This is a genomic window from Brachybacterium zhongshanense (assembly GCF_055385755.1).
Map to the genome: position 1 here is coordinate 1,331,364 of NZ_AP043790.1, position 14,805 is coordinate 1,346,168.

Annotated in this window: 15 protein-coding genes, 1 tRNA gene and 1 other RNA gene; 12 read left to right on the plus strand and 5 right to left on the minus strand. The window is 70.5% G+C overall.

Annotation, left to right across the window (positions count from 1 at the left end; all coding sequences use genetic code 11):
• The first annotated feature begins 327 nt into the window (after nt 1–327).
• From ACZ5AJ_RS06070 to ACZ5AJ_RS06080, 3 genes are all read left to right on the plus strand, one after another.
• On the plus strand, nt 328–744 hold the full coding sequence (locus tag ACZ5AJ_RS06070; protein WP_464138008.1) for a DUF3052 domain-containing protein: 417 nt from the start codon (nt 328–330) through the stop codon (nt 742–744).
• A 30-nt stretch (nt 745–774) separates the two neighbouring features.
• Nucleotides 775–848: transfer RNA gene (locus ACZ5AJ_RS06075), tRNA-Val, on the plus strand.
• 168 nt (nt 849–1,016) lie between these two features.
• On the plus strand, nt 1,017–3,839 hold the full coding sequence (locus ACZ5AJ_RS06080) for a cation-translocating P-type ATPase (protein WP_464138010.1): 2,823 nt from the start codon (nt 1,017–1,019) through the stop codon (nt 3,837–3,839).
• Here ACZ5AJ_RS06080 and ACZ5AJ_RS06085 read toward each other — a convergent pair.
• Entirely contained in the window at nt 3,820–4,065 is a 246-nt protein-coding gene (locus tag ACZ5AJ_RS06085) for a hypothetical protein (protein WP_464138012.1), read from the minus strand. The genes ACZ5AJ_RS06080 and ACZ5AJ_RS06085 overlap by 20 nt on opposite strands.
• A gap of 145 nt (nt 4,066–4,210) precedes the next feature.
• Between ACZ5AJ_RS06085 and ACZ5AJ_RS06090 the strand changes: the two genes are divergently transcribed.
• From ACZ5AJ_RS06090 to ACZ5AJ_RS06105, 4 genes are all read left to right on the plus strand, one after another.
• A complete protein-coding gene (locus ACZ5AJ_RS06090) occupies nt 4,211–5,488 on the plus strand; it encodes an aminotransferase class V-fold PLP-dependent enzyme (RefSeq protein WP_464138014.1) in 1,278 nt (425 codons plus the stop codon).
• A 47-nt stretch (nt 5,489–5,535) separates the two neighbouring features.
• Nucleotides 5,536–5,961, plus strand: a complete 426-nt coding sequence (gene sufU, locus ACZ5AJ_RS06095; protein WP_464138703.1) for a Fe-S cluster assembly sulfur transfer protein SufU — start codon at nt 5,536–5,538, stop codon at nt 5,959–5,961.
• A complete protein-coding gene (locus ACZ5AJ_RS06100) occupies nt 5,958–6,794 on the plus strand; it encodes a Nif3-like dinuclear metal center hexameric protein (RefSeq protein WP_464138016.1) in 837 nt (278 codons plus the stop codon). The genes sufU and ACZ5AJ_RS06100 overlap by 4 nt, the downstream gene beginning before the upstream one ends.
• A gap of 96 nt (nt 6,795–6,890) precedes the next feature.
• Nucleotides 6,891–7,289: an AAA family ATPase gene (locus ACZ5AJ_RS06105; protein ID WP_464138017.1), complete on the plus strand. Its 399-nt coding sequence runs from the start codon at nt 6,891–6,893 to the stop codon at nt 7,287–7,289.
• A 33-nt stretch (nt 7,290–7,322) separates the two neighbouring features.
• Here the strand turns inward: ACZ5AJ_RS06105 and ACZ5AJ_RS06110 are convergent, their stop codons facing one another.
• Nucleotides 7,323–8,126, minus strand: a complete 804-nt coding sequence (locus ACZ5AJ_RS06110; protein ID WP_464138019.1) for a YaaA family protein — start codon at nt 8,124–8,126, stop codon at nt 7,323–7,325.
• A gap of 154 nt (nt 8,127–8,280) precedes the next feature.
• Here ACZ5AJ_RS06110 and rnpB point away from each other — a divergent pair.
• Nucleotides 8,281–8,639, plus strand: an RNA gene (rnpB, locus tag ACZ5AJ_RS06115) — RNase P RNA component class A.
• Between the two features lie 86 nt (nt 8,640–8,725).
• Here rnpB and ppgK read toward each other — a convergent pair.
• Both ppgK and map read right to left on the minus strand, forming a co-directional pair.
• Nucleotides 8,726–9,523, minus strand: coding sequence for a polyphosphate--glucose phosphotransferase (gene ppgK / locus ACZ5AJ_RS06120; RefSeq protein WP_464138021.1), 798 nt, complete (start codon nt 9,521–9,523; stop codon nt 8,726–8,728).
• A gap of 185 nt (nt 9,524–9,708) precedes the next feature.
• A complete protein-coding gene (gene map / locus ACZ5AJ_RS06125) occupies nt 9,709–10,596 on the minus strand; it encodes a type I methionyl aminopeptidase (RefSeq protein ID WP_464138023.1) in 888 nt (295 codons plus the stop codon).
• A gap of 38 nt (nt 10,597–10,634) precedes the next feature.
• Here map and ACZ5AJ_RS06130 point away from each other — a divergent pair, with 38 nt between their 5' ends.
• The gene (locus ACZ5AJ_RS06130) at nt 10,635–10,817 is read left to right on the plus strand and encodes an SPOR domain-containing protein (RefSeq protein ID WP_464138025.1); all 183 of its coding nucleotides are present in this window, start codon (nt 10,635–10,637) and stop codon (nt 10,815–10,817) included.
• A 39-nt stretch (nt 10,818–10,856) separates the two neighbouring features.
• On the opposite strand, the gene panB is transcribed toward ACZ5AJ_RS06130, so the two are convergent.
• Nucleotides 10,857–11,684, minus strand: a complete 828-nt coding sequence (gene panB, locus ACZ5AJ_RS06135) for a 3-methyl-2-oxobutanoate hydroxymethyltransferase (protein ID WP_464138027.1) — start codon at nt 11,682–11,684, stop codon at nt 10,857–10,859.
• 172 nt (nt 11,685–11,856) lie between these two features.
• Here panB and ACZ5AJ_RS06140 point away from each other — a divergent pair, with 172 nt between their 5' ends.
• The 3 genes from ACZ5AJ_RS06140 (at nt 11,857) to ACZ5AJ_RS06150 (ending at nt 14,757) form a co-directional block, all read left to right on the plus strand.
• Complete coding sequence (locus ACZ5AJ_RS06140; RefSeq protein WP_464138031.1) at nt 11,857–12,417, plus strand: hypothetical protein; 561 nt, start codon at nt 11,857–11,859, stop codon at nt 12,415–12,417.
• Between the two features lie 183 nt (nt 12,418–12,600).
• Nucleotides 12,601–13,272, plus strand: coding sequence for a hypothetical protein (locus ACZ5AJ_RS06145; RefSeq protein ID WP_464138034.1), 672 nt, complete (start codon nt 12,601–12,603; stop codon nt 13,270–13,272).
• A 147-nt stretch (nt 13,273–13,419) separates the two neighbouring features.
• Nucleotides 13,420–14,757, plus strand: a complete 1,338-nt coding sequence (locus tag ACZ5AJ_RS06150; RefSeq protein ID WP_464138037.1) for a glutamine synthetase family protein — start codon at nt 13,420–13,422, stop codon at nt 14,755–14,757.
• Nucleotides 14,758–14,805 lie beyond the last annotated feature (48 nt).

Sequence of the window (14,805 nt, forward strand, 5' to 3'; positions counted from 1 at the left end):
CAGCAGGCAGAGGAGGCGTGGTGTGAGTGAGACCCCAGACACGCCCCGACGGCGCCCCGTACGAGGTCGTGACGCCCTCCCGATCCCGATGGTGCTCGTCCTCGGGCATCATCGGGCATCCGCGGGCGCCCGATGACCGGGGCCCTGCGCGCATCCCGCGGCCACGGCACGGCAACGGGATTCCTGCCCGCGGCGGCCCGACGGTGCGCGGCCTGCGGGCGTGGCATACAATCGGCCGCGCGCCGAACCGCTCGGACCCGGGGACCCGACGCCCGATGGGAGCGGCGCCGAAGATCGAGCCCTGCCCCCTTCTGAAGGAGTCCTTTCTTGTCACCGTCGGCCGACGCCCATCCGTCCAGCTCCATCGCGGAGGTGCTGGCTCTCGCCTCGGGTCAGATCGTCCAGGAGCTCGGATACGACGACGACGTCGATCTCGACCTGCGCGACGCCATCGAGGACTCCATCGGCGAGGACCTGGAGGACGAGGACTGCCAGGAGATCGTCGACGCCGTGATCATGTGGTGGCGGGAGGGTGACGGCGACCTCACGGACGCCCTGGTCGACGCTCCCACGACCCTGGCCGCCGGCGGCCCCATCTGGCTGCTGCTGCCCAAGGCCGGTCGCGACGGCCATGTGCCGCCGGGCGAGGTGCAGGAGGCCGCCGACATCGCGGGCCTGCGTGTGATGAGCACGATCAGCCTCGCCGCGGACTGGACGGGCACGCGCCTGTCGACCCGCAGCTGAAACCCGCGGTTCCGCTCCGCGGGCCCGCTCGGGGCGTTAGCTCAGCTGGTCAGAGCGTCTGGTTTACACCCAGAAGGTCGGGGGTTCGAGCCCCTCACGCCCCACTCACTGACACCTGATATCTCTGTGACCTGCATCGATAGGTCGTGGAGGCCCTCCTCGACGGAGACCCGAGCACGTTCTGGGCTCGATCATCCCGGCGTCGGTGGGTCGGTCATCGGGCATCTCCGGGCGGCCTATGGTCCTCCGGTGCTGCTTCGGTGGATCCTAGGATGGACGCGCGCCCTGGCGCGAGCTTCAGCCCGTCGCCCCTAGGAGGACCTCTTGTGGTCACCGATCAGCTCTCCCGCACTGACTTCTCCGCCCACTCCCACCCCGTAGGAGAGGTGCTCGAGCACCTCGACTCGTCGCCGGACGGCCTGAGCGCCGCCCAGGCCGAGGAGCGTCTGCGCCGCCATGGCCGCAACGCTCTTCCCGAGGGGGAGAAGCGGCCGCTCTGGAAGCGGTACCTCTCGCACTTCCAGGACATCCTGATCTACATCCTGCTCGCGGCGGCCGCCCTCAAGGCGATCACCGGCGACTGGGTGGACTTCGCGGTGATCGCCGTCGCAGCGGTCGCGATCGCGACCGTCGGCTTCATCCAGGAGGGCCGCGCCGAGGAGGCGCTCGAGTCCATCCGGTCGATGATGTCCCTGGACGCGCAGGCCCGCCGGGACGGCAACTGGGTCGTCGTGGATGCGGAGGAGCTCGTGCCGGGCGACGTGGTCCGCCTCCGGTCGGGGGATCGGGTGCCTGCGGATCTCCGGGTGCTGCGCGCGACCAACCTGCAGGCAGACGAGGCGGCGCTGACCGGAGAGTCCGTGCCCACGGCGAAGAGCACCCAGGAGGTCGGGGAGGACGCGGGCGTCGGGGATCGCTCCTCGATGCTGTTCTCGGGCACGATCGTCACGGCCGGGAACGGCATCGGAGTGGTCGCGGCGACGGGCGCCGAGACCGAGCTCGGCCACATCACCTCGATGGTCAGCGGCGTCGAGAAGCTCATGACCCCGCTCGCCGTGCAGCTGCAGCAGCTGGCGACCCGCATCTCCATCCTCATCGGCGTCCTCGCCTTCGTCATCATCGTCGTCGGCCGCCTGATCCACGGCTTCCCCCGCGCCGAGCTGCTCTCGGCCGCCATCGGCTTCGCCGTCGCCGCAGTCCCCGAGGGGCTGCCTGCACTGGTGACCATCACCCTCGCGCTCGGTGTGCAGCAGATGGCTCGCCGGCGCGCGATCACGCGGCGCATGAGCGCGGTCGAGACGCTCGGAGCGGTCACCGTGATCTGCTCGGACAAGACGGGCACCCTCACCCAGAACGAGATGACAGCCTCCGTCGTGATGACACGGGAGCGGACCGCTCGTGTCGAGGGCACGGGCTATGCGCCCGAGGGCACGATCAGGGTGGACGGCGATGCCGCGGATCTCTCGACGATTCCCGATCTCCGGGATCTCGTGGTCGCCTCCGCCCTGTGCAACGACGCCCGCCTGGAGCAGGGCGAGCAGGGCTGGGGGATCGTCGGCCAGCCGACGGAGGGCGCTCTCACGGTCCTCGCGGCGAAGGCGGGCCTCGAGCATCCGGGCCGACGCATCGCGCAGGTCCCCTTCGAGTCCGCCCACAAGTTCGCCGTCACGCTCGACGAGACGGACGACGGCACCCGGATGGTCCATGTGGTCGGGGCTCCGGACCGTCTGCTGGATCGCTCCGTCGCGGAGCGGACGGCCGACGGCGGAGAGGTCCCGCTCGACCGGCAGGCCTGGGACCGACGCATCGAGGAGCTCTCCGCACAGGGTCTGCGCGTGCTCGCCGCGGCGGGCCGCCCGAGCAGAGGGCCTCGTGACGGCTCCGTCGTGCTCGATGACGCAGCGGACCTGGTCATGCTGGGCATCGTGGGCATCATCGATCCGCCCCGGCCGGAGGTCTGCGATGCGATCGCCGAGGCGCACGGCGCCGGGATCCGCGTCAAGATGATCACCGGCGACCATGTCGGCACCGCCGTGGCCATCGCCCGTGATCTCGGCATCGCTCCGGCCCAGGGGGAGGTCCGGGCGCTGACCGGGCCCGAGCTCGAGGCCATGTCCCAGGAGGAGCTGCGGGTCGCCGCGCCCGATGTCGACGTCTACGCCCGGACGAGCCCCGAGCACAAGATCCGCATCGTCAAGGCGCTGCAGTCCCGCCGCGAGGTCGTGGCGATGACCGGCGACGGCGTGAACGATGCGCCGTCGATCACCCGCGCAGACGTCGGTGTGGCGATGGGCATCAAGGGCACCGAGGCCACCAAGGAGGCCGCCGACATCGTCCTGGCCGATGACAACTTCGCGACCATCGAGCGCGCGGTCGAGGAGGGGCGACGGATCTACGACAACATCCGCAAGTCCGTCGTCTTCCTGCTGCCGACCAACGGGGCGCAGGCACTGGTCATCCTCGTGGCGGTCATGGCGGGCCTCGCGCTGCCGCTGTCGCCGGTGCAGATCCTGTGGATCAACCTCGTCACCGCGGTCACCCTGTCGCTGCCTCTGGCGACCGAGCCGGTGGAGCCCGGGACGATGAGCCGACCGCCGCGGGATCGCGACGAGCCGGTGCTGGTGGGCCGGTCGTGGGCGCTCATCGCGTTCGCCTCGGTGCTGATCGGCGGGTCCACGCTGCTGCTGTTCCTGCATGAGCGCGGGACCGGGGCCGGCTATGCGCAGGCGCAGACGACGGCGGTGGCGATGCTCGCCTTCGGTCAGCTGGCCTTCCTCTTCTCCTGCCGCATCCTCGGGGGCTCCTCGCTCCGGCTGCGTGCGCTGCGCGGGAACCGGATGGTCTGGATCGCAGCGGGAGCGCTGCTGGTGCTCCAGCTCATCTTCACCTACGCCCCGTTCATGCACGTGTGGTTCGGATCGGCTCCGATCGGGCTGGCCGAATGGGGCAAGGTGCTCGGCTGCGCCGTCGTGGTATTCCTGCTCGCCGAGGTCTGGAAGGCGCTGCTGCGCCTCATCGCTCCTCAGCGCGGTACCGGTGGGGAGTCCGTCCGGGCGGCCGAGCGCACGCCGGAGCTCACTCTCCCGTCCGCGTGAGCAGATAGGTCAGGGCGAGCAGACAGGGGACCGCCAGAGCGGCGACGATCCAGATGAGCGCCGTCCGGGCATCTCGCGTCCGCTCGAGCGAGGTGCGCGGGCGGCGCTGCTGCGCGGCATCCTGGTCCCGGCGCCGCGCGGCGATCATCTGCATCACGGCGACCAGCAGGATCGCGGCGATCGCGAGGGCGAACAGCAGCAGGATCAGCGTGTCGATGTCTCTCACTCCCCAGCGTCACGGTCTGCCCGGACATGTCGGTCGGGGCCATGACAGGGTCTCACGGGCCCTCTGCCGAGCCTGGATGCTTCCTATACTGGCAGGGCCCGGTGCCGCCCGCCCGGCCGCGCCCGTCGAAGGAGGACATCCGCCTGTGAGCACTCCGATCAGCACGTTCGATGTGGAGGCCGTGCGCGCGGACTTCCCGATCCTCTCCCGCCGGCTCGACGAGGACACCCCGCTGGTCTATCTGGACTCCGGTGCCACCTCCCAGCGGCCCCGGCAGGTCATCGATGCCGAGATCGCCTTCCTCACGCACGACAACGCAGCGGTCAAGCGCGGCGCCCATCGCATGGCGGAGGCTGCGACGGACGCGTATGAGGGTGCTCGCGAGACCGTCGCCCGCTTCCTGGGAGCGCCGCGCTCCGAGGAGATCGTCTTCACGCGCAATGCGACCGAGGCGCTGAACATCGTCGCCGGTTCGCTGGGGTACGGGGGCAGGGAGACTCCCGCGCATCTGCGCGTCGGCGAGGGTGACGAGATCCTCGTGACCGAGATGGAGCATCACGCGAACCTGGTGCCCTGGCAGGAGCTCGCCCGTCGCACCGGAGCCACCCTCCGCTGGATCCCGCTCGCCGATGACTTCGCCCTGGACCTCTCCGGTCTCGGCGACCTGCTCACCGAGCGCACCCGGGTCCTGGCCTTCACGCATCAGTCCAACGTGCTGGGGACCGTGAACCCGGTGGAGACGCTGGTCGACGCGGCGCGCTCGGTGGGCGCGCTGACCGTGCTGGACATGGCCCAGTCAGCGCCCCACATGCCGGTCGACCTCGCCGCGCTGGGGATCGACTTCGCCGCGCTGTCCGGGCACAAGATGCTCGGACCCACCGGAATCGGTGTGCTGTGGGGTCGCAGCGAGCTTCTGTCCGCAATGCCGCCGTTCCTCACCGGCGGGTCGATGATCGAGCTGGTCACGATGGAGCGCACCACCTTCGCGGAGCCGCCCGCCCGCTTCGAGGCCGGCACTCCGCCGATCTCGCAGGCCGTCGGGCTCGCCGCGGCCTGCGACTACCTGTCGGCGCTCGGCATGGACGCCGTCGCCGCGCATGAGCGAGCACTCGTGGACCGCGCTCTCGCGGGTCTGGAGGAGATCGAAGGACTGCGGCTCATCGGTCCCGGACGGTCTCCCGAGCGCGCCGGTGCGATCGCCTTCTCCCTCGAGGGCCGCCATCCGCACGACGTCGGGCAGGTCCTCGACTCGCTCGGCATCGAGGTGCGGGTCGGCCACCACTGCGCGTGGCCGCTGCACCGCCGCTACGGCCTCCACGGGACCACGCGCGCCTCCGTCGCCGTCCACACCACCGCCGCCGAGATCGACGCCCTCATCGAGGGCGTCTCCCGCACCGCCGACTTCTTCCGAGGACTCTCGTGACCCCGCTTCCCAGCAATCCGCTCAGCTCGCTGTACACCGAGCTGGTGATGGACCATGACCGCAATCCTCTCCACGCGGGCCTGCGCGAGCCCTTCGACGCGGAGGTCCATCACGTCAACCCCACCTGCGGGGACGAGATCACGCTGCGCCTCTCCCTAGACGGTGCAGGCGAGGGGCTGCGGATCGCGGACGTCTCCTACGACGCCGTCGGCTGCGCCATGAGCCGGGCGTCCGCATCGATCATGGCGGACCTGCTGATCGGGCGGACCGTGGCGGAGGTCGAGCCGGTGCGTGAGCACTTCGAGCAGGTCATGGGATCCCGGGGCCGGATGGAAGGTGATGAGGACCTGATCGGCGACGGCGTCGCGCTGCTGGGTGCCGCGAAGTTCCCGGCGCGTGTGAAGTGCGTCCTGATGCCGTGGAAGGCCTACCGCGCCGCGCTGATCGAAGCGCAGACGCTGGGGGAGCGATGACCGCGGTCGGCGAGGTCCTCTCCGTTCTCGAGGGGGCCTATCCGCTGGGCTGGGCGGAGAGCTGGGACCGCGTCGGCCTCGTGCTGGGGGAGCGGGATGCGTCGGTCGATCGGGTGCTGCTGGCCGTCGACCCGACGGTCGCCGTCGCGCGCGAAGCGGTGAGGAGCGGCGCCGGGCTGCTCATCACCCATCACCCCCTCCTGCTGCGGGGCGCGAGCCTCCTGCCGGCCGACCAGGGCAAGGGCCAGGTGGTCACCTCCCTGCTCCGCTCCGGCATCGCGCTGTGGTGCGGCCACACCAATGCGGACCGCTCCACCCGGGGCACCGTCGGGGCCTGGGTGCGCGCCCTCGCTCTGCGCGATCACCGTCCGCTGGTCCCGCCCGCCCGGGACGCGACCGGCGCGCACGGTTCGACCCTCCATGGGCTGGGCGCCATCGGTGAGCTGGCCGAGCCGACGACCGTCGGCGATCTCACCGCACGGATCGCCGAGATCGTGCCGAGGACCGCGCGCGGGATCCTGCACTCCGGCGATTCCCGTCGGCAGGTCCGCACCGTGGCCGTGTGCCCCGGAGCCGGCGACTCCCTTCTGGAGACCGTCGCCGAGACCGGGGCCGACGTGTACATCACCTCCGATCTCCGCCACCATCCGGCACTCGAGCATCTCGAGTCCGCCGCCGACCCGACGGCGGTCCCGGCGCTCATCGACGTCCCCCATGCCGCGAGCGAGGCGCTGTGGCTGCCGGAGCTGTCGCGGCTGCTCGAGGAGGCACTCCCGCACCTGGAGATTCTGCGGAGCAGCCTGGTGACGGACCCCTGGCGCGGGCGCGCCTGAAGGCGTCCGAGGGGGCGACGGGCGAGATGACGGATGCGATGACGGACCCGCCCGACGGACGGATCCCTCGGCTGGTGCTGATCAACGGCGGAGCACGTGAGCGGGGCCGGAAGCCGGGCGAGGGAGCTGGCCCTCGTGCTCGTCGAGGAGCAGATCGGCCGTCGGGGAGACGTCGTGCTGGGCCAGTACCTCGCGCGGCCGGAGTTCGCGGTCGCGCTCGAAGCGCTCGCGGTCCGCTGCGGGGTGGAGTTCCGGGAGGTGATGCTCGAGACGGAGGCGGGCGTCCTGCGGGAGCGCCTCGCCGCTCGAGCACGGCACCCGGATCGGCCGGAGCACGCGGTCAACAGCGCCCTCGTGGGACCTGAGGACGCGGAGGCGCTGATCGCGTCCCTCGAGCGGGTGCGCCGACGACGTCCGGGAGCACTCGTCGTCGACGCCGACGGGACGGTGGAGCAGACGCTCGCGGCGCTCCTCGATGCCCTCCGCGCGACGTGAGGGGCGCCGTCGCCGTCGGCCGAGCTCAGGCCGTCAGCCGATCCGGTCGACGATCACGAGACGGTCGCCGTCGATCTCGACGCGCAGCCGCTCCTGGCCGCGGGTGCCATGAGGGCCTGCGTCGCGCAGTCCCTCCCGCAGGCTGTCGACGAGCTCATCCGGGTCCGACGGCGGGGTGGGCGCGGCGAGCAGCAGGTCGGTGACGATGCCGCGATAGCGCTTCGCGTCATGGGAGATGACCTTCCGGCGACCGTCCTTCTCCTGCACAGGGGCGACGTCGAGGACGGTCACGTGGCCCCCGCCGCGCACGCGCATCATCGAGCGATAGGAGCCCGAGCGGCAGTCGACGACGACAGGGGAGTCGCCCTCGGCCTGCTCGGCCACCAGGCGCTCCGCATGGGCGGCGAGCCGCGGACCCCACCAGGACCCTGCCCTGCCCAGCCGCGAGACCTCGGAGGTCGCAGAGAGCCGGTAGGCGGGGATGCGATCGGTCGCGGCGTCCACCACGCCGAACAGGGCGCTCTGGACGAGGACCCGGCGATCTGCCGGGATCGGGCGGCCGGGGTCCAGCTGGTCGTAGAGGACTCCGGAGTAGACGCTCAGCGGAGCCGAGGCGGGCTCCTGGTCGATCTCGGCCATCCGGTCGACGAGCTCCGGAGAGGACGGGGGAACCCCGAGACGGGCGGCGCCCTCGGGCGTGCGAGCGGTGCGGATCGCGGCTCGCAGCATGGTGGCGCGGTCGGCACTGAGGGCCGGCTCCGCAAGAGCGTCGAGGTCGAAGCGCTCTGCGGTGTCGGGTCGGGTCTTGGTCTCCGAGGGCGGAAGCAGGATCAGCACGCCCTCATTCTCGGGCGTCGAGCCGGCGGCTCCCGGGACGGACGCAGGAGAGGTTGCGCACGTCACCGCTCAGGTCCCGCCGGACGCGGGCGCTTGGCTCCGCAGCAGCGGCGTCGGCGAGCCATGGCATCGGCGAGGGTAGGATGTGCCAGGACCAGTCGGCCGAGCAGTCGCGTCCTCGGGGCCTGCCCCGAGGCCGAGGAAAGTCCGGGCTCCGTCCGGCACGGTGGTGGGCAACACCCACCCGGAGCGATCCGCGGGACAGTGCCACAGAGAGTAGACCGCCTCCTCGCCCTCGGGCGGGGCGGCAAGGGTGAAAGGGTGGTGCAAGAGACCACCGCGGCCCCGGTGACGGGGTCGGCAGGGCAAACCCCACCGGGAGCAAGGCCAGACAGGGAACGTCCGAGGGTGCCGGCCCGAGTTCCCGGGTAGGCCGCTGGAGGTCGTCGGCGACGGCGATCCGAGATGGATGACTGCTGATCACAGAACCCGGCTTACAGGCCGGCTGGTCCCCGATCGTGAGGACGGGCCCGGGGAGCGCATGCTCCCTGGGCCCGTCGCGGTCGTTCCCGGATCGTCGCGATCAGCCGACCAGCCGATCAGCCCTTGCCCTTCGCGGCGGCCTTGGCCTGGCGCTTGGCCTCGTGACGGGCGAGGGCCGCGGCGCCGATGATGCCTGCCTCGTTGCGCAGCTTGGCCGGCACGATGGGCGCCCGCAGCTCGAGCAGCGGCAGGAACCTCTCATGCTTCTTGGAGACGCCTCCGCCGACGATCATCAGGTCGGGGCTGAAGAGGAACTCGAGGAGGGCGTAGTACTCCTGGAGCCTCTCGGCCCATGCCTCCCAGTCGAGATCGTCGCGCTCGCGTGCGGAGTCGGCGACATGCTTCTCGTAGTCGGAGTCGCCGAAGGGGATATGGCCCAGCTCGGTGTTGGGCACGAGCTCACCGTCGTTGAACAGCGCGCTTCCGACGCCTGTGCCGAGCGTGGTCACGAGCACGACGCCCTTCTGCTTGCGGCCCGCGCCGAACTCCATCTCGGCGATGCCCGCGGCGTCGGCGTCGTTGACCACGAAGACATCGTGTCCGGTCCGCTCGGTGAACAGCGCGTCGGCATCGGTGCCGATCCAGGCGTCGTCGACGTTTGCCGCGGTCTGGGCGATCCCGCCCTGGATGACCGCAGGGAAGGTGACGCCCACGGGCATGCCCTGCTCGATGCCGAAGCTGTCGATGAGGTCGCGGACGGTGTCGGCGACCGCATCCGGCGTGGAGGGCTGAGGGGTGGGGATGCGCAGCCGGTCGTCGGCCAGCTTGCCCTTCCTGAGGTCGACCGGGGCGCCCTTGATGCCGCTGCCACCGATGTCGATGCCGAACGCCAGCTTCTGCTTCGCCTTGCTCATCGCATGTCCTCGTCCCGGTCCGCCGGGTTCGGGGTCGCCCGTACGGCCGACCTGCGCACAGTGTGCCAAAGATCGCGCCTCGGGACTGCAGCGGTTCATCGGAGGGCGCGCGCACGGGCGACCGCCGGTCCCTCTGGATCAGGAGACCGCATCAGGAGGCCGCCGCTCCGGAGGACCGGGAGCGCTCACACGACGGTGAGGATCTCCGGTCCCTCGGCGGTGATGACCATGGTGTGCTCGAACTGGGCCGTGAAGCCGCGGTCCTTGGTGACGACGGTCCAGCCGTCGTCCCACTGCTCCCAGTCCTGGGACCCGATCGTGACCATCGGCTCGATCGTGAAGGTCATCCCCTCGGCGATCACGTCGTCGAACATCGGAGCGGAGTCGTAGTGGGGGATGACCAGCCCGTTGTGGAAGCCCTCGGCGACGCCGTGGCCGGTGTAGTCATGCACCGACTCGTAGCCGTGGCGGGCGAGGAACTTCTCGATGACGCGGCCGATGACGTTGACCTCGCGGCCCGGCTTCGCGGCCCGGATCCCGCGGTGCATCGACTCCTCGGCGCGCTCGACGAGGGCCTGCGCACGGGGATCGACGTCGCCGACCAGGAACGTCGCGTTGCAGTCGCCGTGGACGCCGTGCACGTACGCGGTGACGTCGACGTTCAGGATGTCGCCGTCCTGCATGACGGTGGAGTCGGGGATCCCGTGGCAGATGACCTCGTTCAGGCTCGTGCAGCAGGACTTCTGGAAGCCCAGGTATCCGAGGGTCGAGGGATAGGCGCCGTTGTCGATCAGCACCTCGTGGACGACCTCGTCGATGCGGTCGGTGGTCACCCCCGGTGCCGCCGCCTCGCCCGCCGCCCGGAGAGCGAGCGCAGCGATGCGGGAGGCCTCACGCACCCGCTCGATGATCTCGGGAGTCTGGATGCGGGGTCCGGAGTCGGAGACCGCCTCGTCCTTGTCGACGTACTCGGGCCGCTCGATCCGTGCCGGGACGGCGCGGCGGGGCGAGAGGGTGCCGGGCACCAGCAGCTCGCGGCCTTCAGGACGGATCCACACCTGCTCTACAGTCATACCCACCAGTGTCTCACCGACGAGGGAAGGAGCCCGCCATGAGCGAGCCCACGCAGTTCTTCTACAACCTCGCGACCGGCAGCGTCGAGGAGGGCGCGCAGTCACCGGGCAAGGACCTCATGGGCCCGTATGCCACGCGCGCCGAGGCGGAGAGGGCGCTCGAGAACGCTGCGACCCGCAACGAGGAGTGGGACGAGGAGGACGCAGCCTGGGACGAGTGACAGCGTCCTGTCGGCGGCGATCCGGCCGTCCTGCACCCCTCACTCGAAGGTGTGCTCCGGACCCGGGTAGGTGCGGGCGACGACCTCCTCGCGGTATGCCTCCGCCGCCTGCTGTAGCTCGCGACCGAGGTTCCCGAAGGCCTTGACGAACTTCCCCTCGAACCCCGAGAGGCCCGCCATGTCCTGCCAGACGAGCACCTGCCCGTCGCAGTGCGCACCGGCACCGATGCCGATGGTCGGGATCGCGAGCACCTCGGTGATGCGCTCGGCGACCGGCGCGGAGACCAGCTCGAGGACGATCGCGGAGGCGCCCGCCTCCTGCACGGCCAGGGCCTCCTCCGCCAGATGGTCGGCCGCGGAGGCCTCGCGTCCCTGGACGCGGTGCCCCGAGAGCGCGTTGACCGACTGCGGCGTGAAGCCGAGGTGGCCCATCACCGGGATGCCGGCGTCGACCAGGGCGCGGATCTGCGGGGCGATGGCCCTGCCGCCCTCGAGCTTGACCATCTCGGCTCCTGCGCGGACCAGCTCGACACCGTGGCGGACGGCGTCGACGGGACCGGTCTCGTAGCTTCCGAAGGCCAGGTCGGCGACGATCAGGGGGCGGGTGACGCTGCGGGCCACGGCACCGGTGAAGGTCAGCATGTCCTGATGGGTGGTGGCGGTAGTGCTGGAGTGGCCGAGCACGGTGGTGCCGACGCTGTCGCCGATCAGCAGCGCATCGATGCCGGCGGCCTCGAACGCGCGAGCGGAGTACTGGTCGTATGCGGTGAGCATCGTGAACGGACGGTGGCGCTCCTTGGCGTCCTGCAGATGGCGCAGGCGCACCTTCCTGGTGCCGACGGAGCCGCTGCCGGGGGATGAGGTCACGATGTCCTCCTGGGATGGATCGACGAGGGCGGCCCGTGCCGGACCGCCCGTCCATTGTGGTGCATCAGGGCCTCGTCGGCGCCGACGAGGCGCCGACGAGGCCCTGACGAGGCGTCGACGCGTGCGCGCCGATCGGAGGGCGCACCCAGGGGAGACCTGAGATGATCGAGGGGTGAGCAGCTCTCCTCGACACCTCATCCGGACCGCGGCCCTCGGGCTCGGCTCCCTCGTCCTCGCTGCGGCCGCGGCAGGGTGCAGCACCGACGGCGGCGGAGCGTCGTCCACCGGGAGCTCGTCCGAGAGCGACTCCGCAGCATACGACGGCTCCGCGGCCTCGGACTCCGGATCCGGAGACCCCTCCGCCGACCCGTCGGACCGGACCGAGGACGCAGAGGGTGGCGATCCGGATCTCGCCGCGGCCGAGCAGCAGGTGATCAGCTACTTCCGTGCTCTCGGCGACCAGGATGCCGAGGCGGCCTGCGGGCTCCTCCTGGACGAGTCCACCGGTGAGCCGCTGGCCGGCGACGCGCTGAGCTCCTGCGCGTCGTATCTCGAGGAGAGCGGATCGATGGATGCCTTCACCCCAGAGATCGTCGAGCAGATCACCCCGGAGGCGCTGACCTCCGTGCATCAGGACGATGGCACGATCGCGGTCTCGGTCGAGGGGTCGACCGCACTCGCTCTGGCTCAGGCCGCCGACGGCGAGTGGTACATCGATGCCGAGGACAGCTGACCGATCGGGAGGTCGGGCACAGGAGATGACGGTGACGCCGGAGGCTGTCCCCAAACCCGGGAAGATTCTTTCCTGATTCCGTTTTCGCCCGTTTCCCGCGTTGGTGTGGGGAGACGGCTTATGGCAGGGTCTTCCTCCAGGGGGAAACGCATTCAGCTTTGCCCATGAGAGAAGGAAACGCTCATGAAGACTCGCATCCGCAGGACAGGCCGTGCTCTCGCCGTCGGCCTCGGGGCCCTTGCACTGTCCGTCGGCGCGACGGCCTGCAGCCTCGGCGGCGACGAGGAGTCCAGCACCGACACCGAGGTCGCGTCGGAGGACACCGGCGCCGATGAGGACGAGGCGGCCTCGGACGACGGGGCCGATGACAGCACGGCCGACGACACCGCAGCCGACGACACCGCCGAGGACGATGCCGCGGCCTCCGATGACGGCGCTGATGGTGCGGCGGCGGACGATGCAGCGGCCGATGACGCGGCCGATGACGAGGAATCGTCCGACGGCGCCACGGAGGCCTCCGACGAGGACCTCCAGGCGGCGACGGATCAGGTGATGGGCTTCTTCCAGGCTCTCGGCGATCAGGACCCGGAGGCCGCCTGCGGGTTCATGCTGGACCCGACCACGGGCGAGGCGATGGACGGCCAGATGCTGGACCTCTGCGTCTCCTCGATCGAGGAGTCGGGTCAGCTGGACCAGTTCACGCCCGAGATGATGGACCTGATCACCGAGGACATGATGGAGGCGAAGGACAACGGTGACGGGACCATCACGGTCACCATGGCCGGGGCCTCCTCGGTCACCATGGAGCAGGGCTCCGACGGCGAGTGGTACATCGCCGACAGCTCCATGGGGTGATAGCGGGCTGAGACGGAGAATCGCGTGACGGGCGGTCCTGCTGCGAGCGGGGCCGCCCGTCGCCGTCTGCGTCCCTGAGCGCATCGCAGCTGTGACCGCGCCGTGACGTCTCCGGCGCGCCGGCTCGCTGTGTTGCAGACTGTGCGCATGGAACAACTCCACGACGACGTCATCCGCCGCGTCTCCGATCATGACGTGCGCTTCATCCGCCTGTGGTTCTGCGACATCGCCGGGACGCTGAAGTCCATCGCGATCTCCCCGTCGGACCTGGAGACGGCGTTCACCGAGGGCATCGGCATCGACGGCTCGACGATCGAGGGCCTCACGCGCAGCTACGAGTCGGACATGCTGCTGCGCCCGGACCCGGCGACCTTCGAGATGCTGGGCTGGCGGGGCACCACCAATGCCACCGCCCGCATGATGTGCGACGTGCTCACGCCCGACGGCGAGCCCGCGGCCTCCGATCCGCGCCGGGTGCTGCGCGACGCGCTCGCGAAGGCTGAGGCCAAGGGCCTCGAGCTGTTCGTCCACCCCGAGATCGAGTTCTATCTCTTCCACGAGCCCTACCACGTCGGAGAGCCCCTGCGCCCGATCGATCAGGCGGGCTACTTCGATCACGTCCACCGGGGCAACGGCCAGGACTTCCGGCGCACCGCCATCCAGCACCTGGAGGCGATGAACATCCAAGTCGAGTACTCCCATCACGAGAACGGTCCGGGGCAGAACGAGATCGACCTCCGCTATGCCGATGCGCTCACCACCGCGGACAACATCATCACGCTGCGCACGGTGGTCAAGGAGGTCGCCCTGACGATGGACCAGGTCGCGAGCTTCATGCCGAAGCCGATGATCGAGCAGCCCGGCTCGGGCATGCACACCCATCTCTCTCTGTTCCAGGGCGGGCGCAACGCCTTCCACGAGCCGGGAGCCGAGTTCGGCCTCTCGCGCACCGGTCGGCAGTTCATCGCGGGACTGCTGCGCCATGCTCCCGAGTACTGCGCGGTGACGAACCAGTGGGTGAACTCCTACAAGCGGCTGTGGGGCGCGCAGGAGGCGCCGAGCTACATCTGCTGGGGCCACAACAACCGCTCCGCCCTCGTGCGCGTGCCCTTCCACAAGCCCACCAAGGGCACGAGCTCGCGCGTCGAGTTCCGCGGCGCGGACTCCGCGACCAACCCGTATCTCGCCTTCGCGGTGCTGCTCGCGGCAGGGATGAAGGGCATCGAGGAGGAGTACGAGCTGCCCGAGGGAGCTGAGGACGCCGTCTGGGAGCTGACCGATCGCGAGCGCCAGGCGATGGGGATCGAGCCGCTGCCCACGGACCTCTTCCGTGCGCTCGAGCGCTTCGAGTCCAGCGAGCTGATGGCCGAGACCCTCGGCGAGCAGGTGTTCGAGTTCTTCCTGCGCGACAAGCGGGATGAGTGGTCCCGCTACCGCGAGCAGGTGACCCGCTACGAGCTCGAGTCCACCTTCGGGCGGGTCTGAGCGCCGGCCCGGCACAGCATCAGCCGCGCCGCAGGAACCCGAAGGAAC

Excerpts from the sequence above, each read along its gene's own strand:
- ACZ5AJ_RS06080 (WP_464138010.1), top strand. The coding sequence starts at position 1,017 with ATGGACGCGCGCCCTGGCGCGAGCTTCAGCCCGTCGCCCCTAGGAGGA.
- sufU (WP_464138703.1), top strand. The coding sequence starts at position 5,536 with ATGGACCATGACCGCAATCCTCTCCACGCGGGCCTGCGCGAGCCCTTC.
- ACZ5AJ_RS06100 (WP_464138016.1), top strand. The coding sequence starts at position 5,958 with ATGACCGCGGTCGGCGAGGTCCTCTCCGTTCTCGAGGGGGCCTATCCG.
- ppgK (WP_464138021.1), bottom strand. The coding sequence starts at position 9,523 with ATGAGCAAGGCGAAGCAGAAGCTGGCGTTCGGCATCGACATCGGTGGC.
- map (WP_464138023.1), bottom strand. The coding sequence starts at position 10,596 with ATGACTGTAGAGCAGGTGTGGATCCGTCCTGAAGGCCGCGAGCTGCTG.
- ACZ5AJ_RS06130 (WP_464138025.1), top strand. The coding sequence starts at position 10,635 with ATGAGCGAGCCCACGCAGTTCTTCTACAACCTCGCGACCGGCAGCGTC.
- ACZ5AJ_RS06145 (WP_464138034.1), top strand. The coding sequence starts at position 12,601 with ATGAAGACTCGCATCCGCAGGACAGGCCGTGCTCTCGCCGTCGGCCTC.
- ACZ5AJ_RS06150 (WP_464138037.1), top strand. The coding sequence starts at position 13,420 with ATGGAACAACTCCACGACGACGTCATCCGCCGCGTCTCCGATCATGAC.